The organism is Streptomyces sp. NPDC054849, assembly GCF_053610945.1.
The window spans coordinates 1-26,552 of sequence record NZ_JBSGZI010000084.1 but is presented as its reverse complement, the minus strand read 5'-3'; the positions used below and the strand labels follow the sequence as shown (position 1 = coordinate 26,552).

Genomic DNA, 26,552 nt, shown 5'->3' with positions numbered 1-26,552 from the left:
CGGTGACATTGCCGCGAGGATGGACGCCTCCACCACACATGAAGCCGGGGGGCGGACATGGTGCAGCGGGAGGCCGTTCTTCGGCTGGACGACCAATGGGCACGGGTGCGGGCGGGGCACGCGCACGCGGCGCCGGAGGAGCGCGAGCGGCTCCTCGACGAGCTGATCGGCGCCCTGCGCACCCTCACGGACGACCCCCGGTGCACAGCACTGCTCGGGCTGCGCCTCGCCGACCGGGCCGCCCTGCGGTTCGCGGCGGGGGACCGCGCGAGCGCCCTCGCCACGATCGAAGAGGGGCTGCGCAGCTCCGAGCGCGCGGCCGTGCACTCCCCCGAGTTCGCCCGCTGGTACGCCCGCGGGCTGATCAACCACGGGGTGTGGCTGGCCTGGCCGCTGAGCGACGGGGCCCGGCTGCCGAAGCACCCGCTGGGCCCGGCCGCCGCCGACGGGCCGAGCGCCATGGAGCGGGCGGCCGGCGAGCGGGCCCGTGATCTGACCCGGACCGCGGTGGAGGTGTGGGCGGGACTGGACCAGCAGGATCCGGTCAACCGGCGGGGCCTCGCCCAGGCCAAGGTGTTCCTCGGGGACCGCCTCGCCGAGCTGGGGTTCGCCGAGGATGCGGTGGCCTGGGCCGTGGACGCCGAGGCCGACTTCCGGCGGCTGCTGCTCGCGTACCCCGGCGTACAGGAGTCCGAGGAGGCCGAGGAGGCCCTCGACCACGTCGGCCGCCAGCTGGAGCTGCGCCTGCGCTTCCTCGCCTTCGACGGACTGGTCAGCCTGCGCACGCGGGGACTGCTGCCCGAACGGCTGCTGCCTCAGGCCGTGGTGGCCGCCCGCATCCAGGGGGTGGAGGAGGCCGACATCGCGGGCCGGCTGCGTCTCGGCGCCGAGCAGGTGCGGACGATGCTGGAGGTCACGCCCTGGCTCGCGGTGTGGCGCTTCGAGGTGCGGGGTCCTGACGGGCTGTGGAACGTACTCCCTCATCCCTGGCACAGCGCCACAGAAGTAAGGAATAGGACAGCCGAGGACGTAGCGGGCGAACTGATCCGCGGGTTCACCGGCTCGGCGGACTGCCCGGGCGAGGGCGGCCTTTGGCGCATCCTCCTGTGGTGGCACGAGGAGGGCGACTCCGCCGGCGCGAGGTTCCGGTGGGTCTCGGGTCCCGACGGACCCGTGACCACCCCCTCGTGAATCTTTGCACAAGGGGCCGCCTACGATAGGGGCCGTGTTGAACCCCCTCGCCCTCATCGCCAGCCGCTGGACTCCGTCACCCCGGATCGTCCGGCGGGCCGCGCTCGCCGCGCTCGTCATGAGCGTGGCCATCGTCGTCACCGGCGGCGCAGTGCGGCTGACCGGATCCGGTCTCGGCTGCGACACCTGGCCCAAGTGCACCGACGACAGTCTGATCGCGACGCAGGCCCAGGGCTTCCACGGCGCCATCGAGTTCGGCAACCGGATGCTGACGTACGTACTCAGCGCGGCCGTCGGCTGGATCATCCTCGCGGCGCGCTCGGCCAAGCCCTGGCGACGCTCGCTGACGAAGCTCGGCTGGGTCCAGTTCGTCATCGTGATGGCCAACGCCGTACTCGGCGGCATCACCGTGAAGACGGGCCTCAACCCGTACAGCGTGGCGGGGCACTTCCTGCTCGCCACCGCGCTGATCGCGGTGACGACCGTCACCTGGCAGCGCACCGGCGAGGGCGACACCGCCCCCCGCCCGCGCGTACCGGGCCCGGTCCGCAAGCTGTCGTGGGCCCTGATCACCACCACCTTCGTGCTGATCGCGGCGGGCACGGTGGTCACCGGTTCCGGACCGCACGCCGGCGACAGCAGCGAGATCAAGCGGATGCCGCTCGACTGGACGGCCACCGCCCACGTGCACGCCGTCTCCGCCTGGCTGGTGTGCGCGCTGGCGGTCGCGATGTGGCTGGCGCTGCGCGTGGTCGACGCCCCCGTCGACACCCGGGCGCGTGCCCGCGACCTGCTGATCGTGCTGCTCGCGCAGGGCGGCATCGGCTACGTGCAGTTCTTCACCGACCTGCCCGAGGTCCTCGTCGCCGCCCACATGCTGGGCTCCTGCCTGGTGTGGATCGCCGTGCTCCGGCTCGCCCTGAGCCTGCGCGAGCGGCCGGCCGAGCAGGCCGCGGTCCCGGCCCAGGGCGACCCGCAGCTCTCCGCCGTCTGAGCCGCCCGGGCGGCCCGCCGCCTGGCCGCCTGCGGCCTGCGGCCGGAGCTAGGGTCCGTCCAGCCGGTAGACGCGGCGGGCGTTGTCCGCCGCGACCATGGCGGCCACGCGCTCCGCGTCCCGCCAGGACCAGGACCCCTCGGCGACCCAGCCGCCCAGCACCCGGCCCAGCGCCTGCCGGAACACCAGGGCGCCCACCGCGTGCAGCTCCGGCAGCCGCCGGCCGCCGCTGGAGAACAGCAGCTTCCCGAACGGCGCGAGCTCCAGCAGCTCGGCCAGAACCGCCGCGGCCCCCGCCCCGGTCCGCCCGAGGGCCGCTCCGGTGTCGGCGTAGACGTGCGGGAAGTCCGCCGCGAGCTGCGCCGTGTGCCGGTGGTGGTGCGGATGTCCGCCGAGCAGCACCAGCCGCGTGCCCAGGCCCGCGGTGGCCCGTGCGAACTCCGTCAGCGGCTCGGGATCCGCCGCGCCCGTGTGCAGCTGGAGCGGCAGCCCGGACGCCACCGCGCTCCACAGCAGGTGCCGCAGGAGTACGGGGTCCTGTACGGCTCCGCCCTTCGGCCGCCCGGCCAGCCACCGCCCGGCCGCCCCGCGCACGTCGCCGGGACCGGGCGGTTCGGGCGAGGCGGCCGGACCGTCCGGGCGGTCGAAGGCCGTGGCGCAGCTGAAGGCCGCCGCCCCGGCGGCGGCGTGGTGGACGGCCTCGGCGAGGTTGGCGAGGAACGCGGCCACCGTCCCGGAGGTGTCGGCGACCTGCTCGGCCAGTAATTCCAGCCGGACCGTCTCGAAGGCCTCGGCGTCGCCGGCGAGCGCCAGCTCCTTGGGGCCGGTGAGATCACCGGCGACCCCGGTGTCGACCAGGTAGGCGGCGACGCCGGAACCCCTCAGCAGCCGCCGCGCGGACTCGGCCGCGCCCAGCTCGCGCCGCCGGGCCAGGTAGCGCGCGGGCGTGGCGTGCGGCTCCAGTCCCAGCAGCGGAGGGCACCAGCGGCGCACCGCGAAACCGGTCTGGGTGTCGAAGAAGGTGGTGCCCGCGGCGGGCGGGCCGGCCGAGCGGACCAGCTCGGCCTCGAAGGTGCCCAGGCCCAGCTCCGTACGGAGGACTCCGTGGCAGTACTGGTCCACCAGGTGCGGCGTTTCGATCATCCGGGCATCCCGTTGCGGACGTGAGGAAGGGGCTTCCACACGTCCTAACGGGTGAGCCGGGTGTGAGGTGTTGCTCGCGCTGTTGACCGAGACGGCACCCCGGGCCCCGCGCCGCCTCGCGGCGCCGTCCGGGGCAGGGTCCGGCAGGGGTCCGGCAGCGGTCAGGCCGCCGGGTTCGCGGTTCCGCCGAGCTGGAGGCCGGCCATCCTCGTCCACTCGTACGGGCCGGTCCGCACGCGCGCGGCGAACTCCCCGTCGAACTCCTCGTGGAGGGTCAGCCCGGCCTTCTCCGCGGCCAGCTGCGCCACCGCGAAGGTCGGGGCCACCAGGTCGCCCCAGGCACCGTCCGTGCCCACGAGCACGATCCGGGTGCCGGCCTGGCCGATGTGGGCGAGCTGGCCCTCGGCGCCGCCGTGCTCCTTGGCGAACGCGCCGATCTGCTTGGCCAGCTTCGCCGCCGTACGGTCCTGCTTCTTGTCCGCGGCGCCTGCGGCGGCTGCGGTCTCTGCGGTGTCTCCCATGGAAGGCATGCTACCGGTGAGTAATCAGCGGAGGAAGGGATCCACGGCCACCGCGACGAAGAGCAGCGACACATAGGTGATCGACCAGTGGAACAGCCGCATCTCCTTGAGCTTCCCGCCCGTCAGGCCCGCCTTGGCGCGGGCGTGCAGCGTGTGCGCCTCCCACAGCCACCAGCCGCCCGAGACCAGCGCGACCGCGGTGTAGAACCAGCCGGTGTACCCCAGGGGGGTCAGCAGCAGCGAGACCGCCACCATCACCCAGCTGTAGAGGACGATCTGCCGCGCCACGGCCCTGTTGCCGGCCACGACCGGGAGCATCGGCACGCCGGCCCGCGCATAGTCGTCCTTCACCTTCATCGACAGCGGCCAGTAGTGCGGCGGCGTCCAGAAGAAGATGACGAGGAAGAGGATGAGCGCGGCCCAGGAGAGCTCGTTGGTGACCGACGACCAGCCGATGAGCACCGGCATGCAGCCCGCGATGCCGCCCCAGACGATGTTCTGGGCGGTGCGCCGCTTCAACAGCATCGTGTAGACCACGACGTAGAAGAGGAGCGCACCGAGCGACAGCGCCGCCGACAGCCAGTTGACCAGCAGTCCGAAGAACAGAGTGGAGACCACCGCGAGGGTGAGGCCGAAGGCCAGGCACTCCCGCGGGCTGACCATGCCGGTCACCAGCGGACGCTGCGAGGTGCGGTCCATCAGTGCGTCGATGTCGCGGTCGATGTACATGTTCAGCGCGTTGGCGCCGCCCGCGGACAAGTAGCCGCCGAAGCAGGTCACGAGGACCAGCCACAGCGACGGCACGCCCTGCTCGGCGAGGAACATCACCGGCACTGTGGTGATCAGCAGAAGTTCGATGATCCGCGGCTTGGTCAATGCCACGAAAGCCATGACGCGGGTCCCGAACGGCCGGTGACCGGGGCTCGTCCGGAGCACCCCCGCTGGACGGGATTCGACGGCCGTCACGCACACCCCTGAGAGAGAATCCAGCAAGCTCCGACTCGGACCACCCAGAACATGAAGGCCCGGTTAAGGCTTGCGCGTACCACGCCACTCTAGACGTTGCACTTACGTCGCCCTGCGCGGGGGTCGCTTCGTGTTGGGCCGATCGGACCGTGCATACATACGGGGGACGGCGCCCACCCGCCCCCGCGAGCGGGTGAACAGGGGTGGGCGGCGCGGTGACGGACTGACTGCACTCGAATAGCTGCACGCCGTTGCGGGGGTAGGCTCGGAATCGCGCCGGTGCACCGTTCGTCACCGGGATACAAACATGTGGAGAGGAGCCCTGACCCACGGTGAGCACCAAGCCGACCACCACAGAGCTCGAGTGGACCGAACTGGACCAGCGGGCCGTCGACACCGCCCGCATCCTGGCCGCTGACGCGGTCCAGAAGGTCGGAAACGGCCACCCGGGTACCGCGATGAGCCTGGCCCCCGCCGCGTACACCCTCTTCCAGAAGGTGATGCGGCACGACCCGGCGGACCCCGAGTGGGTGGGCCGCGACCGTTTCGTGCTCTCTGCGGGGCACTCGTCCCTGACGCTCTACACCCAGCTCTACCTCGGCGGGTTCGGGCTCGAACTGGACGACCTGAAGGCCTTCCGCACCTGGGGCTCCAAGACCCCCGGTCACCCGGAGTACGGCCACACGGCAGGCGTGGAGACCACGACCGGCCCCCTCGGCCAGGGCATCGCCAACGCGGTGGGCATGGCGATGGCCGCCCGTTACGAGCGCGGCCTGTTCGACCCGGAGGCCGCCCCCGGCACCTCCCCGTTCGACCACATGATCTACGCGGTCGCGGGCGACGGCTGCCTCCAGGAGGGCATCTCCCACGAGGCGTCCGCGCTGGCCGGCCACCAGAAGCTCGGCAACCTGGTGCTGCTGTGGGACGACAACCACATCTCCATCGAGGGTGACACGGAGACGGCCGTCTCCGAGGACACGATGAAGCGCTACGAGGCGTACGGCTGGCACGTCCAGCGCGTCGAGCAGCAGGAGAACGGCGACCTCGACCCGAAGGCGCTGTTCGCCGCCCTCCAGGCCGCCAAGGCGGAGACGGGACGCCCGTCCTTCATCGCCGCCCGTTCGATCATCGCCTGGCCGGCCCCGCACGCCCAGAACACCGAGGCCGCGCACGGCTCGGCGCTCGGCGACGACGAGGTCGCGGCCACCAAGCGCATCCTCGGCTTCGACCCGGAGCAGACCTTCGAGGTCGCCGACGAGGTCATCGCGCACACCCGCAAGGCGCTCGACCGCGGCCGCGAGGCCAAGGCCGCCTGGGAGAAGGACTACTCCGCCTGGCGCACCGCCAACCCGGAGCGCGCCGCCGAGTTCGACCGCATCAACGCCAACGAGCTGCCCGCGGGCTGGGAGGACAAGCTCCCCGTCTTCGAGGCCGGCAAGGGTGTCGCCACCCGCGCCGCCTCCGGCAAGGTGCTCGCGGCGCTCGGCGCGGTCATCCCGGAGCTGTGGGGCGGCTCGGCCGACCTGGCCGGCTCCAACAACACCACCATCGACAAGAACTCCTCGTTCCTGCCGGTGGGCAACCCGCTGCCGGAGGCCGACCCGTACGGCCGCACCATCCACTTCGGCATCCGCGAGCACGCCATGGCCGCGGCCATGAACGGCATCGCCCTTCACGGCCACACGCGCATCTACGGCGGCACCTTCCTGGTGTTCTCCGACTACATGCGCAACGCCGTCCGCCTCTCCGCGCTGATGCACGTGCCGGTCACCTACGTGTGGACGCACGACTCCATCGGCCTCGGCGAGGACGGCCCGACCCACCAGCCGGTCGAGCACCTGGCCTCGCTGCGCGCCATCCCGGGCCTGAACGTCGTCCGCCCGGCCGACGCGAACGAGACCGCCGTCGCCTGGCGCGAGATCCTGCGGCGCCACACCAAGGTCTTCGGCAAGGGCGCCCCGCACGGTCTGGCGCTCACCCGCCAGGGCGTGCCGACCTACGAGCACAACGAGGACGCGGCCAAGGGCGGCTACGTGCTGTTCGAGGCCGAGGGCGGCGACGCCCAGGTCGTCCTCATCGGCACCGGTTCCGAGGTCCACCTCGCCGTCGACGCCCGCGAGCAGCTGCAGGCCGAGGGCATCCCCACCCGCGTCGTCTCCATGCCGTCCGTCGAGTGGTTCGAGGAGCAGTCCCAGGAGTACAAGGACAGCGTCCTGCCCTCCTCGGTGAAGGCCCGCGTCGCGGTCGAGGCCGGCATCGGCCTGACCTGGCACCGGTACGTCGGCGACGCCGGCCGCATCGTGTCGCTGGAGCACTTCGGTGCCTCCGCCGACGCGAAGGTGCTGTTCCGCGAGTTCGGCTTCACCGCCGAGGCCGTGGCCGCCGCCGCCAAGGCCTCTCTCGATGAAACCCGCGGGCTCGCCGCCACCGCGCGCTGACGCCGGTACTAGACCAGTAGGAGATGCATTTCCCATGACAGACGCACTCAAGCGCCTCTCCGACGAGGGCGTGGCGATCTGGCTGGACGACCTGTCCCGCAAGCGCATCACGTCCGGCAACCTGGCCGAGCTCATCGACCAGTCGCACGTGGTCGGTGTCACCACCAACCCGGCGATCTTCCAGAAGGCGATCAGCGGCGGCGAGGGCTACGAGCAGCAGCTCACCGACCTCGCGACCCGCAAGGTCACCGTGGAGGAAGCCCTGCGCATGATCACGACGGCGGACGTCCGTGACGCCGCCGACATCCTGCGCCCGGTCTACGACCGCACCGACGGCCAGGACGGCCGCGTGTCGATCGAGGTCGACCCGCGCCTGGCGCACGACACCGCGGCGACCATCGCCGAGGCCAAGCAGCTGGCGTGGCTGGTGGACCGCCCGAACACGCTCATCAAGATCCCGGCGACCAAGGCCGGCCTGCCGGCGATCACCGAGGTCATCGGCCGGGGCATCAGCGTCAACGTCACGCTGATCTTCTCGCTGCAGCGCTACCGCGAGGTCATGGACGCCTACCTGGCGGGTCTGGAGAAGGCCAAGGCCGCCGGCCTGGACCTCTCCCTGATCCACTCGGTCGCCTCCTTCTTCGTGTCCCGCGTGGACAGCGAGATCGACAAGCGCCTGGACGCGGTCGGCACCGACGAGGCGAAGGCTCTCAAGGGCAAGGCGGCGCTCGCGAACGCCCGTCTGGCCTACGAGGCGTACGAGGAGGTCTTCTCCTCGGACCGCTGGACCGCCCTGGAGCGGGTCGGCGCCAACAAGCAGCGTGCGCTGTGGGCCTCGACCGGCGTCAAGGACCCGGCGTACAAGGACACCCTGTACGTGGACGACCTGGTCGCCCCGAACACGGTGAACACCATGCCGGAGGCCACCCTGGAGGCCACCGCCGACCACGGCCGGATCACCGGTGACACCGTGCGCGGCGGCTACGAGCAGGCGCGCGCCGAGCTCGACGCGGTCGCGAAGCTGGGCATTTCGTACGACGATGTGGTGCAGCTGCTCGAGGACGAGGGCGTCGAGAAGTTCGAGGCGTCCTGGAACGACCTGCTGAAGTCGACCGAGGCGGAGCTCCAGCGCCTCGCCCCCACGGAGGCCTGAACACCTTGTCTGTAAACGGAGCGAACCCGCTTCGTGACGCACAGGACCGGCGGCTCCCGCGTATCGCGGGGCCGTCCGGCCTGGTCATTTTCGGCGTTACGGGTGACCTGTCGCGCAAGAAGCTGATGCCTGCCGTCTACGACCTGGCCAACCGCGGCCTGCTTCCGCCGGGCTTCTCGCTGATCGGCTTCGCCCGCCGGGAGTGGGAGCACGAGGACTTCGCCACAGAGGTGTACGAGGCCGTCAAGCAGCATTCGCGCACGCCGTTCCGCGAGGAGGTCTGGCAGCAGCTGGTGCAGGGCTGCCGCTTCGTGCAGGGCGATTTCGACGACGACGCGGCCTTCGAGACGCTGAAGGCCACCATCGAGGAGCTGGACAAGGCGCAGGGCACGGGCGGCAACTTCGCCTTCTACCTGTCCGTCCCGCCGAAGTTCTTCCCCAAGGTGGTCCAGCAGCTCAAGGACCACGGGCTGGCGCAGAAGGAGGGTTCCTGGCGGCGGGCCGTCATCGAGAAGCCCTTCGGACACGACCTGAAGAGCGCCGAGGAACTCAACAAGGTCGTCCACGAGGTCTTCCCGCGTGACGAGGTCTTCCGGATCGACCACTACCTCGGCAAGGAGACCGTCCAGAACATCCTGGCGCTCCGCTTCGCCAACACCATGTTCGAGCCGATCTGGAACCGGTCGTACGTCGACCACGTGCAGATCACCATGGCCGAGGACATCGGCATCGGCGGCCGGGCCGGGTACTACGACGGCATCGGCGCGGCCCGTGACGTGATCCAGAACCACCTGCTGCAGCTGCTCGCGCTCACCGCGATGGAGGAGCCCGGCTCCTTCCACCCGAAGGCGCTGGTGGCGGAGAAGCTGAAGGTCCTGACGGCGGTGCAGTTGCCGGAGGACCTCGGCAAGCACACCGTGCGCGGCCAGTACGCGGCGGCGTGGCAGGGCGGCGAGAGGGTCGTCGGGTACCTCGAAGAGGACGGCATCGACCCCAAGTCGAAGACCGACACCTACGCGGCCGTCCGGCTGGAGATCAACAACCGCCGCTGGGCGGGCGTCCCGTTCTACCTGCGGACCGGTAAGCGCCTGGGCCGCCGCGTCACCGAGATCGCCGTGGTCTTCAAGCGGGCGCCGTACCTGCCGTTCGAGTCGGGCGCGACCGAGGAGCTGGGGCAGAACGCCCTCGTCATCCGGGTCCAGCCGGACGAGGGCGTGACGGTGCGCTTCGGTTCCAAGGTTCCGGGCACCTCCATGGAGGTCCGGGACGTCACGATGGACTTCGCCTACGGCGAGTCCTTCACGGAGTCGAGCCCCGAGGCGTACGAGCGGCTCATCCTCGACGTGCTCCTCGGCGACGCGAACCTCTTCCCGCGGCACCAGGAAGTCGAACTGTCCTGGAACATCCTCGACCCGATCGAGGAGTACTGGGACAAGCACGGCAAGCCCGCTCAGTACCCGTCGGGCACCTGGGGGCCGGTCGAGGCGGACGAGATGCTCGCACGAGACGGACGGAGCTGGCGCCGGCCATGAAGATCGACCTCACGGAGACCAACTCCAGCAAGATCAATGCCGCGATGGTGCAGGCACGCCGGGACATCGGCACGCCGGCCATCGGCATGGTCCTCACGCTGGTGATCGTGACCGACGAGGAGAACGCGTACGACGCGCTCAAGTCGGCGAACGACGCGTCCCACGAACACCCCTCGCGGATCGTCGTCGTCATCAAGCGGGCCAGCCGCTCGCCGCGCAGCCGCCGCGAGGCCCGGCTCGACGCGGAGATCCGCGTCGGGGCGGACTCCGGCAGCGGTGAGACGCTCGTGCTCCGCCTTCACGGCGAACTGGTCGACCACGCCCAGTCGGTGGTTCTCCCGCTGCTCCTGCCTGACGCCCCCGTGGTCGTCTGGTGGCCGGACGGCGCGCCCACGGACCTGGCGGGCGATCCGCTGGGTGCGCTGGGGCAGCGCCGGATCACGGACACGTACTCCTGCGAGGAACCGATCGGGACGCTCGCCGCCCGGGCGTCGGCGTACGCCCCCGGGGACACGGATCTGGCGTGGACCCGGATCACCCCGTGGCGCTCCATGCTGGCGGCCGCGCTGGATCAGCAGGCCCTGTCGGTCGTCTCGGCGACCGTCGAGGGCGAGAACGAGAACCCGAGCTGCGAACTGCTGGCCATGTGGCTGGCGGACCGGCTGGGCGTCCCCGTTCAGCGCACGCTGTCGTCGGGTCCCGGCCTGACGGCCGTGCGCCTGGTCACCAAGGACGGTGACATCGTCCTGGACCGGGCGGACGGGGCGCTCGCCACCCTGTGCATGCCAGGTCAGCCCGACCGTGCGGTGGCGCTCAAGCGGCGCGACACGGCCGAGCTGCTGGCGGAGGAGCTGCGCCGCCTGGACCCGGACAACACGTACGAGTCCGCACTGAAGTTCGGCGTGGCGAGGCTGGAGTCGCCGGCGACCCCGGCGGCTCCCGCGGCTCCCGCGGCGCCCGCGGAATCCGCCGAGGCCCCGGCCGAGGGTGTTCCCGCCCCGGCGCCGAAGCCGACGGCCAAGCCGGCCGCCAAGCCGACGAAGAAGGCCTCGGCCAAGTAGCGGAGTCCTGCGGGACTTTCCCCGCCCCTCCCGTCTCCTCCCCTCCCCTCCCCGCAACCGGGCTCCGCCCGGACCCGGTCCTCAAGCGCCGGACAGGCGAAAGATTCAGCCTCGCCGGCGTTCGAGGCGCGGGTTCCGGGGCGGAGCCCCCGGTTTCGGGAAGGGGCGGAGTGGGGGAAAGGTCTCGCGCAGCGGCACCCGCACCACCGCACCCCCGGAACTACACACAAGGCGGCAGCACATGGGTATGACGACTCCCCAGGTCGTCGTCCACCGGGACAAGGAACTGATGGCCCAGGCCACGGCGGCCCGGCTCATCACGAAGATCGTGGACGCGCAGACGGCCCGCGGCACCGCGTCCGTGGTCCTCACCGGCGGACGCAACGGCAACGGCCTGCTCGCGGCACTGGCCGCCGCCCCGGCGCGCGACGCCGTCGACTGGCCGCGGCTGGACCTGTGGTGGGGCGACGAGCGGTACGTCCCCGCCGGCGACCCCGACCGCAACCACAACCAGGCCCGCGAGGCCCTCCTGGACTCGGTCCCGGTGAACCCCGCGCGGGTCCACGTGATGCCGGCCTCGGACGGCCCCTACGGGGCGGACGTGGACGCGGCGGCGGCCGCCTATGCGGCCGAGCTGGCGAAGGCGGCCGGCCCGGAGGACCACGGCCCGGTCCCCCGCTTCGACGTGCTGATGCTGGGCGTGGGCCCGGACACGCACGTGGCCTCCCTCTTCCCGGAGCACCCGGCGGCCCGTGAGACCGAGCGGACGGTGGTGGGCGTCCACGGCGCCCCGAAGCCGCCGCCCACCCGGATCTCGCTGACCCTCCCGGCGATCCGGGCGGCCCGTGAGGTCTGGCTCCTGGCCGCGGGCGAGGACAAGGCCGGCGCCGTGTCCCTCGCGCTCGGAGGCGCGGGCGAGGTCCAGGCCCCGGCGGCGGCCGCGTACGGCCGCTCCCGCACCCTGTGGCTCCTGGACCGCGCGGCGGCGGCCAAACTCCCGACCGGGATGTACCCCCCGGCCTCCTCCTGACCGGTACGACGCGAAGGGCCCGCCCTCCTCCGGGAGAGCGGGCCCTTCGGCGTCCGCGAGGTCAGCTCCGGCCGCGCAGCTGCCGGTAGGTGGCGACCAGTGCCTTCGTCGAGGCGTCCAGGCCCGGTACGTCCGCGCCCTCGGTCAGCGCGGGCTCGACGCGCTTGGCGAGCACCTTGCCGAGTTCGACGCCCCACTGGTCGAAGGAGTCGATGTTCCACACCGCGCCCTGTACGAACACCTTGTGCTCGTACAGCGCGATCAGCTGGCCCAGCACCGCCGGGGTGAGCTCGGTCGCCAGGATGGTGGTCGTCGGGTGGTTCCCGTGGAAGGTCTTGTGCGGGACCAGCGATTCCGGGGCGCCTTCGGCACGCACCTCGTCCGCCGTCTTGCCGAAGGCCAGCGCCTGAGTCTGCGCGAAGAAGTTGGCCATCAGCAGGTCGTGCTGGGCCGCCGGGGCCGCCTCCAGCTCGGCCACCGGCCGGGCGAAGCCGATGAAGTCCGCGGGGATCACCTTCGTCCCCTGGTGGATCAGCTGGTAATAGGCGTGCTGCCCGTTGGTTCCGGGCGTGCCCCACACCACCGGGCCGGTCTGCCACTCCACCGGATCGCCGTCCCGGTCAACGGACTTGCCGTTCGACTCCATGTCCAGCTGCTGCAAGTACGCCGTGAAGCGGGAGAGGTAGTGGCTGTACGGGAGCACCGCGTGCGACTGCGCGTCGAAGAAGGCGCCGTACCAGATCCCCAACAGGCCCATCAGCAGGGGGGCGTTCTCCTCGGCGGGCGCCGTGCGGAAGTGCTCGTCCATCAGATGGAAGCCGTCCAGCATCTGCCGGAAGGCCTCCGGACCGATCGCGATCATCAGCGAGAGACCGATGGCCGAATCGAAGGAGTAGCGTCCGCCGACCCAGTCCCAGAACTCGAACATGTTGGCCGGATCGATGCCGAAGTCGGTGACCTTCTCGGCGTTGGTCGACAGCGCCACGAAGTGCCGTGCCACGGCGGCCTGGTCTCCGCCCAGGCCGGCGAGCAGCCAGCCGCGCGCCGACGTGGCGTTGGTGATGGTCTCGATGGTGGTGAACGTCTTGGAGGCGACGATGAACAGCGTCTCGGCCGGGTCCAGGTCCCGTACGGCCTCGTGCAGGTCCGCGCCGTCGACGTTGGACACGAAGCGCACGGTCAGGGCGCGGTCGGCGAAGGCGCGCAGGGCCTCGTACGCCATGGCCGGACCCAGGTCGGAGCCGCCGATACCGATGTTGACGACGTTCTTGATGCGCCGGCCGGTGAAGCCGGTCCACTCCCCCGACCTGATCCTGTCGGAGAAGGCCGCCATCTTGTCGAGGACGGCGTGCACGCCGGGGACCACGTCCTCGCCGTCCACCTCGACGACGGCATCGCTCGGCGCGCGCAGAGCGGTGTGCAGGACCGCCCGGCCCTCGGTCGTGTTGATCTTCTCGCCGCGGAACATCGCCTCGCGCAGCTCGGCCACGCCGGTGGCGGCGGCCAGCTCGCGCAGCAGCGCGAGCGTCTCGTCGGTCACGAGCTGCTTCGAGTAGTCGATGTGCAGGTCCCCCACCTGCAGGGTGTAGTCGGCGCCGCGCGCGGGGTTCTCCTCGAAGAGCTCCCGCAGATGCGTCTGCCCGAACTGCTCCCGGTGCTTCCCGAGTGCCAGCCACTCGGGCGTCCGGTTGAGCTTCGTACCGCTGCCTGCCTTCATCTCGGCCATCAACCCACTTCTTCCGTCCTGTCGTGCCCCGCCGTTCTCCAACTTAAGGGATCAGAAGCGGCGCAACGCACACAAAGAGGCCCGGCCCCACAGGAGAACCTCCTGTGGGGCCGGGCCTCACGTCACACACGTCGGGCGGTGTCAGATCTCGCCGCGGAGCTTGGCGAGCGCCTCCGCGAGGATCGCCTCGCCGTCGGCGTCCGAGCGCCGTTCCCGTACGTACGCCAAGTGCGTCTTGTACGGCTCGGTGCGCGGCGGCGCGGGCGGGTTGGCCCGGTCCTGGCCGGCCGGGAACCCGCAGCGCGGGCAGTCCCAGGTGTCCGGCACCTGCGCGTCGCTGGCGAAGCTCGGCTGCGTCTCGTGCCCGTTCGAGCACCAGAAGGAGATGCGCAGGCGGGGCGCGGACTCGCCGCGCTCTGCCTCACCCATCGGCCCCGCTCCGACCCGGCTACCACGGATCGCGTTGCCACTTGCCACGGTCGTAACTCCCTGCGTGATGGTGCCGCGGAGTGTGAGTGGATTTTCCGCCGCGGAGCGCCCAAGTCTACGTAAGGCCCAACGCACGTCCAGTGAGCGGAGTTACTGATTCCACGCCATGGACGCCGGACCTCATGATAGGCCGGGGAATGCCGACCGGACTGCCGGAATGGCGAGAACCGTCAGCTGCTCGACTTCATCAGCAGGCCGAGCGCGACGATGCACGCGAACCAGAGCAGACCCACGGCGACGGTGATGCGGTCCAGGTTCCGCTCCGCGACGGAGGAGCCGCCGACCGACGACTGCATGCCGCCGCCGAACATGTCGGAAAGGCCGCCGCCCTTGCCCTTGTGCATCAGCACGAGCAGCATCAGCAGGGCGCTGAAGACGATCAGGGCGATCGAGAACCCCATAATCACGGCTGATTCCTACTTTCTGGCTTTTCAGGCTTTCCGGCTTTGCGAGATGTGCGCGGGGGCCAGCGGCTGGCTGTCCAGCCTCTGGCCCCCGCAAGGGTACGACGGATCGGCCCTACCGCATACTCACTGGTCGCGGAAGCGGACGATCTTGACGAACTCGTCCGCGTCCAGCGCCGCGCCGCCGATCAGGGCGCCGTCGACGTCGGGCTGGGCCATGATCGCCGCGATGTTCCCGGACTTCACCGAGCCGCCGTACTGGATGCGGACCTTGTCGGCCAGCTCCTGCGAGTACAGCTCCGCGAGACGGCCGCGGATCGCTCCGCAGACCTCCTGGGCGTCCTCGGGGGTGGCGACCTCGCCGGTCCCGATGGCCCACACGGGCTCGTACGCGATCACGATGGACTCGACCTGGTCGGCCGGGACGTCCTTGAGGCCGCCGTCGAGCTGGGCCAGCGTGTACGGCACCTGCTCGCCGGCCTTGCGGACGTCCAGGCCCTCGCCGACGCACAGGATCGGGGTGAGCCCGTGCTTGAAGGCGGCCTTGACCTTGGCGTTGCAGATCTCGTCGTTCTCGCCGTGGTACTGGCGGCGCTCGCTGTGGCCGACGGCCACATACGTGCACTTCAGCTTCGCCAGCATCGGGCCGGAGATCTCACCGGTGTAGGCGCCGGAGTCGTGCGCGGAGATGTCCTGGGCGCCGTACTTGATCCTCAGCTTGTCGCCGTCGACCAGGGTCTGGACCGAGCGCAGGTCGACGAAGGGCGGCAGGACCGCGACCTCGACGGCGTCGTAGTCCTTGTCGGCGAGGGCGAAGGCGAGCTTCTGGACGTGGGCGATGGCCTCGAGGTGGTTGAGGTTCATCTTCCAGTTGCCCGCCATCAGCGGGGTGCGGCCGTTTACAGCGTCAGTCATTAGGGGTCAGCCCTCCAGGGCGGCGAGGCCGGGGAGCGTCTTGCCCTCGAGGTATTCGAGGGAGGCGCCGCCACCGGTCGAGATGTGGCCGAATGCATTCTCGTCGAAGCCCAGGATGCGGACCGCGGCGGCACTGTCGCCACCGCCGACGACGGTGAAGGCGCTGCTGGCGAGCAGGCCCTGCGCGACGGCCGAGGTGCCTCCGGCGTAGTCGGGGTGCTCGAAGACGCCGACCGGGCCGTTCCAGAAGACGGTCTTGGCGTCGGCGATCTTCGACGCGTACAGCTCGCGCGTCTTGGGACCGATGTCCAGGCCCTCCTTGTCCGCGGGGATCGCCTGGGCGTCGACGATCTCGAAGTTCGCCGGGGTCTTGCCCTTGAGGTCCGGGAACTCCGCGGAGACCAGCACGTCGACCGGGAGGACCAGCTCGACGCCGGTCTCCTCGGCACGCGTCATGTACTCCTTGACGACCTCCACCTGGTCCTTCTGGAGCAGGGAGATGCCGACCTCGTAGCCCTTGGCGTAGAGGAAGGTGTAGGCCATGCCGCCGCCGATGAGGATGCGGTCGGCCTTGCCGAGCAGCTCGTCGATGACGGCCAGCTTGTCGGAGACCTTGGCGCCGCCCAGGACGACGACGTACGGGCGCTCGACCTCGGCGGTGAGCTTCTTCAGGACGCCGACCTCGGTGGCGATGAGGGAGCCGGCCGCGTGCGGGAGCCGGGCGGGGAGGTCGAAGACGGAGGCGTGCTTGCGGTGGACGGCTCCGAAACCGTCACCGACGTAGACGTCGGCGAGCTCCGCGAGCTGGTCCGCGAAGGCGCCGCGCTCGGCGTCGTCCTTCGAGGTCTCACCGGCGTTGAAGCGAAGGTTCTCGATGACGGCCACACGGCCGTCGGTGAGGGCCTCGACGGTCTCCTTGGCGGAGGCGCCGACCGTGTCGGTGGCGAACGCGACGTCCGCACCGAGCAGTTCGCCGAGGCGCGCGGCGGCCGGGGCGAGCGAGAAGGCCGGCTCCACGCCGGTCCCCTTGGGGCGGCCAAGGTGCGAGGCCACGACGACGCGGGCGCCGGCGGCGGCGAGCTTCGCGATCGTGGGCTGGACGGCGCGGATGCGGCCGTCGTCGGTGATGGTGCCCTCGGCCAGCGGGACGTTCAGGTCCGCGCGGACGAAGACCCGCTTGCCCTTGACGCCTTCGGCGAGCAGTTCATCGATCGTCTTCATGTGTTCCTACTCCTTTGGGCCCTTCACTCGAAGGGCGAGGAAGGGAGAACGAGGCAAGCAACAGGGCCCGTGCGGCGCATCGTCGCGCTGCTCGGACCCTGTGCTCACATCGTGGTGCCTTGCCCTACGTGCTTAGAGCTGACCGCCGACGAAGACGGTGAGGTCGACGAGACGGTTGGAGTAGCCCCACTCGTTGTCGTACCAGCCGACGACCTTGACCTGCGTTCCGTCCTGAACCATGGTCAGGGAGGAGTCGAAGGTGCAGGACGCCGGCCAGTTCACGATGTCGGAAGAGACGATCGCGTCCTCGGTGTAGTCGAGGATGCCCTTGAGCTGACCCTCGGAGGCCTTCTGGAAGGCCGCGTTGATCTCTTCCACGGTGGTTTCGCGGGAGAGCTCCAGCACGAGGTCGGTGACCGAGCCCGTCGGGACCGGGACGCGCATGGCGATGCCGTCCAGCTTGCCCTTGAGCTGCGGAAGAACCAGCGCGGTTGCCTTGGCGGCACCGGTGGACGTCGGGATGATGTTCTCGGCGGCGGCGCGGGCGCGACGCAGGTCCGAGTGCGGGAAGTCCAGGATGCGCTGGTCGTTCGTGTACGCGTGGACCGTCGTCATCATGCCCTTGACGATGCCGAAGTTCTCGTCGAGGACCTTGGCCATCGGCGCCACGCAGTTGGTGGTGCAGGAGGCGTTGGAGATGACGTGGTGGTTGGCCGCCTCGTACTTGTCGTGGTTGACGCCCATCACGATGGTGATGTCCTCGTCCTTGGCCGGAGCCGAGATGAGGACCTTCTTCGCGCCGGCGGCGATGTGCTTGGCGGCGTCGGCCTTCTTCGTGAAGATGCCGGTCGACTCGATGACGATGTCGGCGCCCAGCTCACCCCAGGGGAGGTTCGCGGGGTCACGCTCGGCAAAGGTCTTGAACGTCTGACCGCCGACGGTGATGCTGTCGTCGGTGTGGCTGACCTCGTGCTTCAGGCGGCCCAGGATGGTGTCGTACTTGAGCAGGTGTACCAGGGTCGCGTTGTCAGTCAGGTCGTTGACACCGACGATCTCGATGTCCGCTCCCTGCTCCAGGAGCGCCCGGAAATAGTTGCGGCCAATTCGGCCAAAACCGTTGATGCCTACGCGGATCGTCACGAACCGATCTCCTCGTTGGTGCGCCGGTAAGAGCGCCGGCGAGCTGTATGGGATGTCCCCGACCGCTTACGACCCTACCTCTCCGTGAGCTTCTGGGTGACATCGGTCGGGGCCTGACACGCCCCGGAGTCCCGTTCCTGACGCTCCGGAACCGGACCCCGGGGGACTTGGTCGCCGTCACTCAGGGTGAGTGACGAACGGGCCTCTGATCAGCGGTTCAGCGTGCGCAGCGCCTTACCGACGAGTAGCGCGCGGTCCGCCGCCGCCGGCATGTGTTCAAGGCCGAAGCCCAGGAGCACGGTGTCACGCGTAGTGACCGCCGCATAGGACTTGAACAGTTCCGCGGTACGGGACCAGTCTCCGGGAACATCGGGGCTGCCGGCAGGCGATCCCTGGGCGGTCCAGACGCCGAGGGAGGTCTCGAACCCCTCGACGGGCTGGTCCGCGCCGCCGACGGAGAGGCGTGCCTCGTCTGCGAAGACGCCGCGGCCGCCCGAGCCGGGGTCGGTGATGTAGGAGAGCGAGACCTCGACGGTCCTGCCCGCGTAGGCGCTCAGGTCGAAGGCGACCTGCTTCCAGCCTCCGGAGGAACCGGTGAAGCTGTTCCACGCGCCGCTGGTGCCCTGCGGGGTGCAGCCGCCGCCGTCCAGGGTGAGGTAGCGGCGCAGGAACGGGTGGCCGTTCATGAAGAATCCGGCCGCGCACTCCTCCGGAACCGTGGTGCTGCTCAGGCCGCCCGCGTCGGGCAGGGTGGTCCAGTCGTCGCCACCCGCCGTACGGGCTTCCAGTGCGGCGTGGTCGTAGCCGCCCTCGGTGTTCCAGTTGAGCGCGAGCTTCAGCTGCGGCTTGTCGGCCGCGGTGACGCCGGTGAGGTCCAGGGTGCGGACCAGCCGCTTCCAGTCGTCGTCGGCGTGCAGGGCCGAGGCCATCCCGGCGCCGGCGTAGGGGGCGTACGGGTTGACGACGCCGGTGAACCGGCCCCCCTGGGCGCTCTCGAACTGCGGGAACTGCGCGGGCGCCAGGGTCTCGGAGGTCACGGTGTAGGAGCCGGGGGCGTTCAGCGGGTTGCCCGTGGCGTCGCCGATGGCCCCCTTCGCCCCGTTCAGGGCGCCGGCGCCGGTGAAGCCGGTGGCTCCGGCGGTGCTCGTACGGCCGTACGCGCCGAGCCAGTACTGGCTGAAGTCGTTGGTCACGGCGCGGCCGACCTGGGCGTTGCCGCCCGCCAGCTCCCCGGCCTCGATCAGCTTGCCGCCCTCGTTGAGGAAGTCGCGGACCGCCAGCTGCGTGTCGCCGCCGGGGGACTTGGCCCCGGTGTAGTGGACGGCCGTACGGAAGTGGGAGAGCACCCCGAGGTGGTGGGGGGTGCCCTGGACGGCGACGTCCCAGACCGCAGCGGACCTGCCGTTGGCGCGCAGGGCGTCGACGTAGGTCCGGGCGTGCTGGGCCGCTGCCCCCTCTTCGGCGATCACCAGGACGTCCGCGCGCGGGCGCTCGGCCACCGTGTAGGTGAAGTGCTCGCTGGAGACCTGCCCGCCGGAGCGGTCGCGGCCGGTGAACCAGACCTCGACCTTGTCGCCGGGCTTCGCGCCGTCGACCTCGGCGCGGTACTCGTCGAACCAGTTGTTGTCTTCGCCGCCGTAGACGTCGCCGCCCTTCCAGGCTTCGAGGTCCTCGTCGTGCGTGCGACCGCCGTTGATCCGGTAGTTGAGCTCCTTGTCCTTCAGCGCCTTGCGGGCCGTGACGGAGACCGTCTGGTCGTCGCCGCGGGCCGCGTAGGAGGTGGTGAAGGGGTCCAGGGTGAAGTCCGCGGCGCTCAGGCCCACGGAGGACGCCGGACGGTCCGGGTGTGCGGCGCTTTCGCCGACCGAGAGGGCGAAGGGGACGTTCTTGGCGAACTCCGCCTGGATGAGCTTCTCGTCGTCCGGGAAGTTGAAGCCGGAGGCGCAGTCCTCGGGCTTCCACGGGTCGTCCGGGTCGAGGGCCGAGGCCGTCTGGCAGGTGGTCATCTCCGGCGTGAACATCATGATGCCGTTGACGTTGGAGGCGTGGCCGTCGGCCTCGCCGTTGGTGGTGTAGAGCTCGGAGGAGACCTGCGGGTGGTAGCCCGGGACCGCCGGGTTCTCCGGGGTGCCGGCGAGCGCCTTGTAGGCCACGTCGTCGGGGGTGGGGGTGGCCACCTGCCAGCCCACGCCGTACAGGATCAGCTCGGCCGCGGAGTGGTAGTTGACGGCGTAGTCGAAGCCGATGCGCTTCTGGAAGGCGTCGAGGGCGCGGGTCTCGGGCTCGGAGGATGCGCTCGGGCCGCGGTAGGTCTCGCTCGCCTGGTTCGGCGAGGAACCCTCGTTGTCGTAGCCCCATTTGAAGGCGAAGTTCCGGTTGAGGTCGACACCGTCGCCGGGGCCGGTGCTGCCGTCGCCGTTGGTGTCGCGCAGGTTCTTGCGCCACAGCCGCCGGCCGTCGGCGGCGTGCGTGTAGTCGTAACCGTCCGGGTTGGCGGAGAGCAGGAACCACAGCTCGCTGGAGTCCACCAGCTTGGTGATCCGCGGGTCCTTGCCGTAGTTGTCGAGCGTGTGGTGCATCAGCCGCCGGGTCATCTCGGGGGTGATCCACTCACGGGCATGCTGGTTGGACATGTAGAGGACGGACGGCTTGTCTCCGTCCCGGGTCTTGCGGGCGTTCTTGGCGACCTTCAGGGCGAGGATGTCCTTGCCCTGGACGGTCTTGCCGATGGAGACGACCTTGGTGAGCCCCGGGTTCTCCCGGGCGGTCCGCAGGATCTCCTCCTGGAGTCCGCCCTCGCCGCTGTACGGGCGGAACACACCGTCGCCGGCGGCCTTGGCCCGGGCCAGAGCCTGGGCCGGGACCTTGTGCTCGGCGAGCTTCACGCCCTGGGCGGCGAGGTCCGCGGCCTGGCCGCCGGTGAGGAAGAGCTCGACCCGGGCGGTCCCGGTCTCGGGGGCGCGCTCGGTGAGCTCGTGGGCGTCCTGGCCGGCGGCGAGGACGAGCGGGACCTGCTCCCGGGTGATGTCGGCGTCGTACACCCGTACCTCGTCGGCGCCGGGTGCGGCGGAGCCGGGCTGGGCCTGGGCCGCCGCAGGTAGCGCGGCGAGTGTGGTTGCGAAGACGAGTGCGCTTGCGGCGAGGATCGATCTCGCGCGGTGCCTCATGTGCCCCCCTGGGCGTCGTCTGCCACGAAAGCCTTCGGACGCCAGACTCAAGACCGGCCCATGCTCATGTCAATGGGGCGTACGGCGAAGGGGCCCGCACGAGTGATCGCGCGAACCCCTTTGCCGTACGGGTATCGACTATCCGGCCATGTTGTCGGCCATCTCCTCGCTGAGGTCGAGGTTCGACTCGGTGCCCGGGATGCCGAGGTCCTGGGCCCGCTTGTCGGCCATCGCCAGCAGCCGGCGGATCCGGCCCGCGACCGCGTCCTTGGTCAGCGGCGGGTCGGCGAGCGCGCCCAGCTCCTCCAGGGAGGCCTGCTTGTGCTCCATGCGCAGTCGGCCGGCCGCGGCGAGGTGCTCGGGGACCTCCTCGCCGAGGATCTCCAGCGCACGCTGCACACGGGCTCCGGCGGCCACCGCGGCCCGCGCGGAGCGGCGCAGGTTGGCGTCGTCGAAGTTGGCGAGGCGGTTGGCGGTGGCGCGCACCTCGCGCCGCATCCGCCGCTCCTCCCAGGCCAGCACCGACTCGTGCGCGCCGAGCCGGGTCAGCAGGGCTCCGATCGCGTCGCCGTCGCGGACCACGACCCGGTCGACCCCGCGCACCTCGCGCGCCTTCGCGGCGATGGAGAGCCTGCGGGCGGCGCCCACCAGGGCCAGGGCGGCCTCCGGGCCGGGGCAGGTGACCTCCAGGGAGGAGGACCGGCCCGGCTCGGTGAGCGAGCCGTGGGCCAGGAAGGCGCCGCGCCAGGCCGCCTCCGCGTCACAGGTGGCCCCGGAGACCACCTGCGGGGGAAGACCCCTGATGGGGCGTCCGCGGCCGTCCACGAGGCCCGTCTGCCGCGCCAGCTGGTCACCGCCGGCCACCACGCGGACCACGTAGCGGCTGCCGCGGCGCAATCCGCCGGGGGCCATCACCACCAGGTCCGAGGAGTGGCCGAAGATCTCCAGGATGTCCTTGCGCAGGCGTCTGGCCGCGATCCCGGTGTCGAGCTCCGCCTCGATGACGATGCGGCCGCTCACCAGGTGCAGGCCTCCCGCGAACCGAAGGATCGCCGAGACCTCCGCCTTCCTGCAGCAGGTGCGGGTGACGGGGAGGCGGGAGATCTCATCCTTCACCGCGGGCGTCATCGCCATGGGCCGATCCTTCCATGCATCCGAAAAATACGGTCGTACGCGGCGGCCAGCAGCTCCGGATCGTGCTTCGGAGAGCCGTCCTGCCTGGCCACGGGCGCCAGCTCGACCGCGGCACCGAACCGTTTCGCGGCATCGGCGAGGGACTCGCGGTCGGGCACGGCGGCCTCGTCGGCCAGCACCACGTCCAGGGCGAGTTTAGGGGCGTGTCGGGCCAAAACCTCCAAATGACGCTGCGGAGAGAAGCCTTCTGTTTCTCCGGGTTGCGGCGCGAGGTTCAGTGAGAGGACCCGCCGGGCCTTCGTCTCGACCAGCGCGTCCAGCAGTTGCGGCACCAGCAGGTGCGGGATGACGGAGGAGAACCAGGACCCCGGACCGAGCACCACCCAGTCGGCGTCCAGGACCGCCGCGACGGCCTCCGGCACGGCCGGCGGGTCACCCGGCACGACCTGTACGGAGAGCACCTCACCCGGGGTGAGGGCCACGGTGGCCTGCCCCCGGACGGTGTCCACGTCCTCGGGCCGGGCCGGGTCATGCCCCCTGACCAGGGCCTGGAGCTCAAGGGGGACCGCCGACATGGGCAGCACGCGGCCCTGCGCGCCGAGCAGCCTGCCCACCAGGTCGAGGGCCTGGACGGGGTCGCCGAGCTGTTCCCACAGGGCGACGATCAGCAGGTTGCCGACCGCGTGCCCGTGCAGGTCGCCCTCGGACTGGAAGCGGTGCTGGATGACCCGGGCCCAGGTCTGGCCCCAGTCGTCGTCCCCGCACAGCGCGGCCAGCGCCTTGCGCAGATCGCCGGGCGGCAGCACGCCGAGCTCCTCCCGGAGCCGGCCGCTGGAGCCGCCGTCGTCGGCGACGGTGACCACGGCGGTGAGGTCACCGGTGATCCGGCGCAGGGCGGCGAGGGAGGCCGACAGGCCCTGGCCGCCGCCGAGGGCCACCACCTTGGGCGTGGCGCCACGCCGGCGGCCGGAGCGGCCCACGCCGTCCTCGCCCCGTCCCGGGGTGAGGCGGCGCAGACGGCTCAGCCGCGGGGTCCGTGAGGTCACTCGCGCCCCATGTCCCGGTGGACTACGACGGTCTCGACTCCCTCGGAGGCGAGACGGGCGGCGAGCTTCTCGGACATGGCCACGCTGCGGTGCTTGCCGCCCGTGCAGCCGACCGCGATGGTCACGTACCGCTTGCCCTCGCGGCGATAGCCGGTGGCGATGAGCTGGAGCAGTTCGGTGTATCGGTCGAGGAACTCCTTGGCGCCGGGCTGGCTGAAGACGTACCCCGACACCTCCTCGTTGAGCCCGGTGAAGGGACGCAGCTCCGGGACCCAGTGCGGGTTCGGGATGAACCGGCAGTCGACGACGAGGTCGGCGTCGACGGGCAGGCCGTACTTGAAGCCGAAGGACATGACGGTGGCCCGCAGCTCGGGCTCCTCGTCCCCGGCGAACTGCGCGTCCATCTTCGCGCGCAGCTCGTGCACGTTCAGGCTGGAGGTGTCGATCACCAGGTCGGCGTCGCCGCGCAGCTCGCGCAGCAGGTCGCGCTCGGCGGCGATGCCGTCGGTGATGCGCCCGTCGCCCTGGAGCGGGTGCGGGCGGCGGACCGACTCGAAGCGGCGGACCAGCGCGTCGTCGGAGGACTCCAGGAAGACGATGCGGCGGGTGACGCCCTTGCTGTCGAGGTCGGCGAGGGACTCACGCAGGGCGTCGAAGAACTGGCGGCCGCGGACGTCGACGACGACGGCGATGCGTGCCACGTTGCCCTGGGAGCGGGCGCCGAGCTCCACCATGGTCGGGATCAGCGCCGGCGGGAGGTTGTCGACGACGAACCAGCCGAGGTCCTCCAGACACTTGGCCGCCGTACTGCGGCCGGCCCCGGACATGCCGGAGATGATCACCAGCTCGGGGATGGCCGCCTCGGCGGTCTCGCCGGGCTCCGCTGTCGTGCCCGTACTCACCTGTGCTCCGTCTCGGTCGTGCGTGGTCTCGTGCTCGGTCATTGCTCGGTCCCCCGTTCGGACGATGCTCCCGCTGGCGCGGAAGCCTCATCCTCAATGATCTCTCCTGTGGCCATGTTGACGGCAGGACCAGCGGGAACCGCCTGGGCGAGGGCCGCGGCCACCGTCTCGGCGGTCTTGCGACCTATGCCCGGGACCTCGCAGATCTGGTCGATTGTCGCCTGTCTCAGCTTCTTCACCGAACCGAAGTGCTTGATCAGGGCATGCTTGCGGCTCTCGCCGAGGCCTGCCACCTCGTCCAGGGGGCCGGACCTCAGGCGCTTGCCGCGCTTGTTGCGCTGGTACTGGATGGCGAACCGGTGGGCTTCGTCACGGACCCGCTGGAGCAGGTAGAGGCCCTCGCTGGTACGGGGCAGCACGACGGGGTCGTCCTCTCCCGGCAGCCAGACCTCCTCCAGCCGCTTGGCCAGGCCGCACACGGCGACGTCGTCGACCCCGAGCTCCTCCAGGGCCCGCTTCGCGGCGGCGACCTGCGGCTGCCCGCCGTCGACCACGATGAGCTGGGGCGGGTACGCGAAGCGCTTGGGGCGCCCGTCGTCCTCCTCCGGGGCCTGGCCCTCCTCGGCCTCCCACTCGCCCGTCTTCAGCTTCTCCTGGAGGTAGCGCCGGAATCGCCGGGAGACCACCTCGTGCATGGAGCGGACGTCGTCCTGCCCCTCGAAGGACTTGATCTGGAAGCGCCGGTACTCGCCCTTGCGGGCCAGCCCGTCCTCGAAGACGACCATCGAGGCGACGACGTCGTCACCCTGGAGGTGGGAGATGTCGAAGCATTCGATGCGCAGCGGGGCGCTGTCGAGGTCCAGGGCCTCGGCGATCTCCTCCAGGGCCCGGGAGCGGGTGGTGAGGTCGCTGGCGCGCTTGGTCTTGTGCAGGGCGAGGGACTGCAGCGCGTTGCGGTGGACGGTCTCCATGAGGGCCTTCTTGTCGCCGCGCTGCGGTATCCGCAGGCTGACCTGGGACCCCCGGCGGTCGGCGAGCCACTGGCTCAGCACGGGCGTGTCCTCGGGGAGGGCCGGGACCAGCACCTCCTTGGGGACGGCCTCACCCTTCTCCTCGCCGTACAGCTGCTGGAGGGCGTGCTCGACGAGCCCGGCCGTGTCGACGGCCTCGACCTTGTCGGTGACCCAGCCGCGCTGGCCGCGGACCCGGCCGCCGCGGACGTGGAAGATCTGCACCGCGGCTTCGAGCTCGTCCTCGGCGACGGCGATGAGGTCGGCGTCGGTGGCGTCGGCGAGCACGACGGCGTTCTTCTCCATCGCCCGGCGCAGCGCCCCGATGTCGTCGCGCAGCCGGGCGGCCTTCTCGTACTCCATCTCCTCGGCCGCCGCGTGCATCTCCTTCTCCAGCCGGGAGAGGTAGGTGCCGGTGCGGCCGGCCATGAAGTCGCAGAAGTCCTCGGCCAGTTCACGGTGCTCCTCGGGGGTGACCCGGCCGACGCAGGGCGCGGAGCACTTGCCGATGTAGCCGAGCAGGCAGGGCCGGCCGATCTGGGCGGAGCGCTTGAACACTCCCACGGAGCACGTGCGCACCGGGAACACCCGCAGCATCAGGTCGACGGTCTCGCGGATCGCCCAGGCGTGCCCGTACGGACCGAAGTAGCGCACGCCCTTCTTCTTGGGCCCCCGCATGACCTGGACCCGCGGGTACTCCTCATTGAGGGTCACGGCGAGGGAGGGGTAGCTCTTGTCGTCCCGGTACTTGACGTTGAACCGGGGGTCGAACTCCTTGATCCACGAGTACTCCAGCTGGAGCGCCTCGACCTCGGTGGAGACCACGGTCCACTCGACGGAGGCGGCCGTGGTCACCATGGTGGCGGTACGGGGATGCAGGCCGGCGACGTCCTGGAAGTAACTGGCCAGGCGCTGGCGCAGGCTCTTGGCCTTCCCGACGTAGATCACCCGGCGGTGCTCGTCACGGAACTTGTAGACCCCCGGGGAGTCGGGGATCTGTCCCGGCTTGGGGCGGTAGCTGGAAGGGTCGGCCATGCCAACCACCCTACTTGCGCGGGCTGACAACCGACCGCAGCCCTCCGGCCCGGTGCGCGGGACTTCCCGGCCTCAGCCGAGACCCGCGGCCGCAACCGAACGAGTCCCGACGACCGGGGGCGAGGCCCCCGTATTTCAGCCCTGTCGGCGTTTGAGGCGCGGGGTCTGGGGCGGAGCTCCCGTATTCCAGCCCGCCGGCGCTTGAGGTGCGGCTCGGAGCGCAGCCCCGCATTGCAGCCCCGCCGCCGTTTGAGGCGCGGGGCCCGGGCCAAAGCTCCCGTACTCCAGCCCGCCGGCGCTTGAGGCGCGGGCCCGGAGCGGAGCCCCGTATTTC

Annotated in this window: 21 protein-coding genes; 7 read left to right on the top strand and 14 right to left on the bottom strand. The window is 70.8% G+C overall.

Annotated elements, in window-relative coordinates; all coding sequences use genetic code 11:
- Positions 1 to 57: 57 nt before the first annotated feature.
- Both ACWGIF_RS28570 and ACWGIF_RS28565 read left to right on the top strand, forming a co-directional pair.
- A complete protein-coding gene (locus tag ACWGIF_RS28570; RefSeq protein WP_453501748.1) occupies positions 58 to 1,191 on the top strand; it encodes a hypothetical protein in 1,134 nt (377 codons plus the stop codon).
- 4 nt (positions 1,192 to 1,195) lie between these two features.
- On the top strand, positions 1,196 to 2,185 hold the full coding sequence (locus tag ACWGIF_RS28565; RefSeq protein WP_453501746.1) for a COX15/CtaA family protein: 990 nt from the start codon (positions 1,196 to 1,198) through the stop codon (positions 2,183 to 2,185).
- A 48-nt stretch (positions 2,186 to 2,233) separates the two neighbouring features.
- On the opposite strand, the gene ACWGIF_RS28560 is transcribed toward ACWGIF_RS28565, so the two are convergent.
- From ACWGIF_RS28560 to ACWGIF_RS28550, 3 genes are all read right to left on the bottom strand, one after another.
- On the bottom strand, positions 2,234 to 3,328 hold the full coding sequence (locus ACWGIF_RS28560) for an amidohydrolase (RefSeq protein WP_453501744.1): 1,095 nt from the start codon (positions 3,326 to 3,328) through the stop codon (positions 2,234 to 2,236).
- A 161-nt stretch (positions 3,329 to 3,489) separates the two neighbouring features.
- The gene (locus ACWGIF_RS28555) at positions 3,490 to 3,849 is read right to left on the bottom strand and encodes a hypothetical protein (protein WP_453501742.1); all 360 of its coding nucleotides are present in this window, start codon (positions 3,847 to 3,849) and stop codon (positions 3,490 to 3,492) included.
- 24 nt (positions 3,850 to 3,873) lie between these two features.
- Positions 3,874 to 4,821: a heme o synthase gene (locus ACWGIF_RS28550; RefSeq protein ID WP_453501769.1), complete on the bottom strand. Its 948-nt coding sequence runs from the start codon at positions 4,819 to 4,821 to the stop codon at positions 3,874 to 3,876.
- Positions 4,822 to 5,147: 326 nt separating this feature from the next.
- Here ACWGIF_RS28550 and tkt point away from each other — a divergent pair, with 326 nt between their 5' ends.
- The 5 genes from tkt to pgl all read left to right on the top strand — a co-directional run bounded on the left by tkt (position 5,148) and on the right by pgl (position 12,029).
- A complete protein-coding gene (gene tkt / locus ACWGIF_RS28545; RefSeq protein ID WP_453501740.1) occupies positions 5,148 to 7,253 on the top strand; it encodes a transketolase in 2,106 nt (701 codons plus the stop codon).
- Between the two features lie 34 nt (positions 7,254 to 7,287).
- Positions 7,288 to 8,406 carry a transaldolase gene (gene tal, locus ACWGIF_RS28540; protein ID WP_453501738.1) on the top strand — a complete coding sequence of 373 codons (1,119 nt, stop codon included), beginning with the start codon at positions 7,288 to 7,290 and terminating at the stop codon, positions 8,404 to 8,406.
- Positions 8,407 to 8,411: 5 nt separating this feature from the next.
- On the top strand, positions 8,412 to 9,938 hold the full coding sequence (zwf, locus tag ACWGIF_RS28535; RefSeq protein WP_453501737.1) for a glucose-6-phosphate dehydrogenase: 1,527 nt from the start codon (positions 8,412 to 8,414) through the stop codon (positions 9,936 to 9,938).
- The gene (gene opcA / locus ACWGIF_RS28530) at positions 9,935 to 10,999 is read left to right on the top strand and encodes a glucose-6-phosphate dehydrogenase assembly protein OpcA (protein WP_453501735.1); all 1,065 of its coding nucleotides are present in this window, start codon (positions 9,935 to 9,937) and stop codon (positions 10,997 to 10,999) included. The genes zwf and opcA overlap by 4 nt, the downstream gene beginning before the upstream one ends.
- 247 nt (positions 11,000 to 11,246) lie before the next feature.
- The gene (gene pgl, locus ACWGIF_RS28525; RefSeq protein WP_453501768.1) at positions 11,247 to 12,029 is read left to right on the top strand and encodes a 6-phosphogluconolactonase; all 783 of its coding nucleotides are present in this window, start codon (positions 11,247 to 11,249) and stop codon (positions 12,027 to 12,029) included.
- Positions 12,030 to 12,090: 61 nt separating this feature from the next.
- On the opposite strand, the gene pgi is transcribed toward pgl, so the two are convergent.
- From pgi to uvrC, 11 genes are all read right to left on the bottom strand, one after another.
- Positions 12,091 to 13,746 (bottom strand): glucose-6-phosphate isomerase, encoded by a 1,656-nt coding sequence (pgi, locus tag ACWGIF_RS28520; protein ID WP_453501766.1) that lies wholly within the window; start codon positions 13,744 to 13,746, stop codon positions 12,091 to 12,093.
- A 150-nt stretch (positions 13,747 to 13,896) separates the two neighbouring features.
- Positions 13,897 to 14,232, bottom strand: coding sequence for an RNA polymerase-binding protein RbpA (locus ACWGIF_RS28515; RefSeq protein ID WP_453501733.1), 336 nt, complete (start codon positions 14,230 to 14,232; stop codon positions 13,897 to 13,899).
- A gap of 182 nt (positions 14,233 to 14,414) precedes the next feature.
- Positions 14,415 to 14,645, bottom strand: coding sequence for a preprotein translocase subunit SecG (gene secG, locus ACWGIF_RS28510; RefSeq protein WP_453501765.1), 231 nt, complete (start codon positions 14,643 to 14,645; stop codon positions 14,415 to 14,417).
- 129 nt (positions 14,646 to 14,774) lie between these two features.
- Positions 14,775 to 15,563: a triose-phosphate isomerase gene (gene tpiA, locus ACWGIF_RS28505; protein WP_453501731.1), complete on the bottom strand. Its 789-nt coding sequence runs from the start codon at positions 15,561 to 15,563 to the stop codon at positions 14,775 to 14,777.
- 6 nt (positions 15,564 to 15,569) lie between these two features.
- Positions 15,570 to 16,784 carry a phosphoglycerate kinase gene (locus tag ACWGIF_RS28500; protein WP_453501730.1) on the bottom strand — a complete coding sequence of 405 codons (1,215 nt, stop codon included), beginning with the start codon at positions 16,782 to 16,784 and terminating at the stop codon, positions 15,570 to 15,572.
- A 132-nt stretch (positions 16,785 to 16,916) separates the two neighbouring features.
- The gene (gene gap, locus ACWGIF_RS28495; protein WP_453501728.1) at positions 16,917 to 17,924 is read right to left on the bottom strand and encodes a type I glyceraldehyde-3-phosphate dehydrogenase; all 1,008 of its coding nucleotides are present in this window, start codon (positions 17,922 to 17,924) and stop codon (positions 16,917 to 16,919) included.
- 209 nt (positions 17,925 to 18,133) lie between these two features.
- The gene (locus ACWGIF_RS28490; protein ID WP_453501726.1) at positions 18,134 to 21,091 is read right to left on the bottom strand and encodes a M14 family zinc carboxypeptidase; all 2,958 of its coding nucleotides are present in this window, start codon (positions 21,089 to 21,091) and stop codon (positions 18,134 to 18,136) included.
- Positions 21,092 to 21,229: 138 nt separating this feature from the next.
- On the bottom strand, positions 21,230 to 22,225 hold the full coding sequence (whiA, locus tag ACWGIF_RS28485; RefSeq protein ID WP_030009075.1) for a DNA-binding protein WhiA: 996 nt from the start codon (positions 22,223 to 22,225) through the stop codon (positions 21,230 to 21,232).
- The gene (locus ACWGIF_RS28480; RefSeq protein WP_453501725.1) at positions 22,216 to 23,271 is read right to left on the bottom strand and encodes a gluconeogenesis factor YvcK family protein; all 1,056 of its coding nucleotides are present in this window, start codon (positions 23,269 to 23,271) and stop codon (positions 22,216 to 22,218) included. The genes whiA and ACWGIF_RS28480 overlap by 10 nt, the downstream gene beginning before the upstream one ends.
- On the bottom strand, positions 23,268 to 24,215 hold the full coding sequence (gene rapZ / locus ACWGIF_RS28475; RefSeq protein WP_030026858.1) for an RNase adapter RapZ: 948 nt from the start codon (positions 24,213 to 24,215) through the stop codon (positions 23,268 to 23,270). The genes ACWGIF_RS28480 and rapZ overlap by 4 nt, the downstream gene beginning before the upstream one ends.
- A complete protein-coding gene (gene uvrC, locus ACWGIF_RS28470; RefSeq protein ID WP_453501724.1) occupies positions 24,212 to 26,218 on the bottom strand; it encodes an excinuclease ABC subunit UvrC in 2,007 nt (668 codons plus the stop codon). Before uvrC ends, rapZ begins: the two co-directional genes overlap by 4 nt.
- Positions 26,219 to 26,552: the final 334 nt, after the last annotated feature.

Bases quoted from the DNA above. Each gene is read 5' to 3' on its own strand.
- ACWGIF_RS28490 (WP_453501726.1), bottom strand. From the start codon at position 21,091: ATGAGGCACCGCGCGAGATCGATCCTCGCCGCAAGCGCACTCGTCTTC.
- pgl (WP_453501768.1), top strand. From the start codon at position 11,247: ATGACGACTCCCCAGGTCGTCGTCCACCGGGACAAGGAACTGATGGCC.
- ACWGIF_RS28500 (WP_453501730.1), bottom strand. From the start codon at position 16,784: ATGAAGACGATCGATGAACTGCTCGCCGAAGGCGTCAAGGGCAAGCGG.
- tal (WP_453501738.1), top strand. From the start codon at position 7,288: ATGACAGACGCACTCAAGCGCCTCTCCGACGAGGGCGTGGCGATCTGG.
- rapZ (WP_030026858.1), bottom strand. From the start codon at position 24,215: ATGACCGAGCACGAGACCACGCACGACCGAGACGGAGCACAGGTGAGT.
- opcA (WP_453501735.1), top strand. From the start codon at position 9,935: ATGAAGATCGACCTCACGGAGACCAACTCCAGCAAGATCAATGCCGCG.
- ACWGIF_RS28570 (WP_453501748.1), top strand. From the start codon at position 58: ATGGTGCAGCGGGAGGCCGTTCTTCGGCTGGACGACCAATGGGCACGG.
- tpiA (WP_453501731.1), bottom strand. From the start codon at position 15,563: ATGACTGACGCTGTAAACGGCCGCACCCCGCTGATGGCGGGCAACTGG.
- pgi (WP_453501766.1), bottom strand. From the start codon at position 13,746: ATGAAGGCAGGCAGCGGTACGAAGCTCAACCGGACGCCCGAGTGGCTG.
- uvrC (WP_453501724.1), bottom strand. From the start codon at position 26,218: ATGGCCGACCCTTCCAGCTACCGCCCCAAGCCGGGACAGATCCCCGAC.
- secG (WP_453501765.1), bottom strand. From the start codon at position 14,645: ATGGGGTTCTCGATCGCCCTGATCGTCTTCAGCGCCCTGCTGATGCTG.
- ACWGIF_RS28555 (WP_453501742.1), bottom strand. From the start codon at position 3,849: ATGGGAGACACCGCAGAGACCGCAGCCGCCGCAGGCGCCGCGGACAAG.
- whiA (WP_030009075.1), bottom strand. From the start codon at position 22,225: ATGGCGATGACGCCCGCGGTGAAGGATGAGATCTCCCGCCTCCCCGTC.
- ACWGIF_RS28560 (WP_453501744.1), bottom strand. From the start codon at position 3,328: ATGATCGAAACGCCGCACCTGGTGGACCAGTACTGCCACGGAGTCCTC.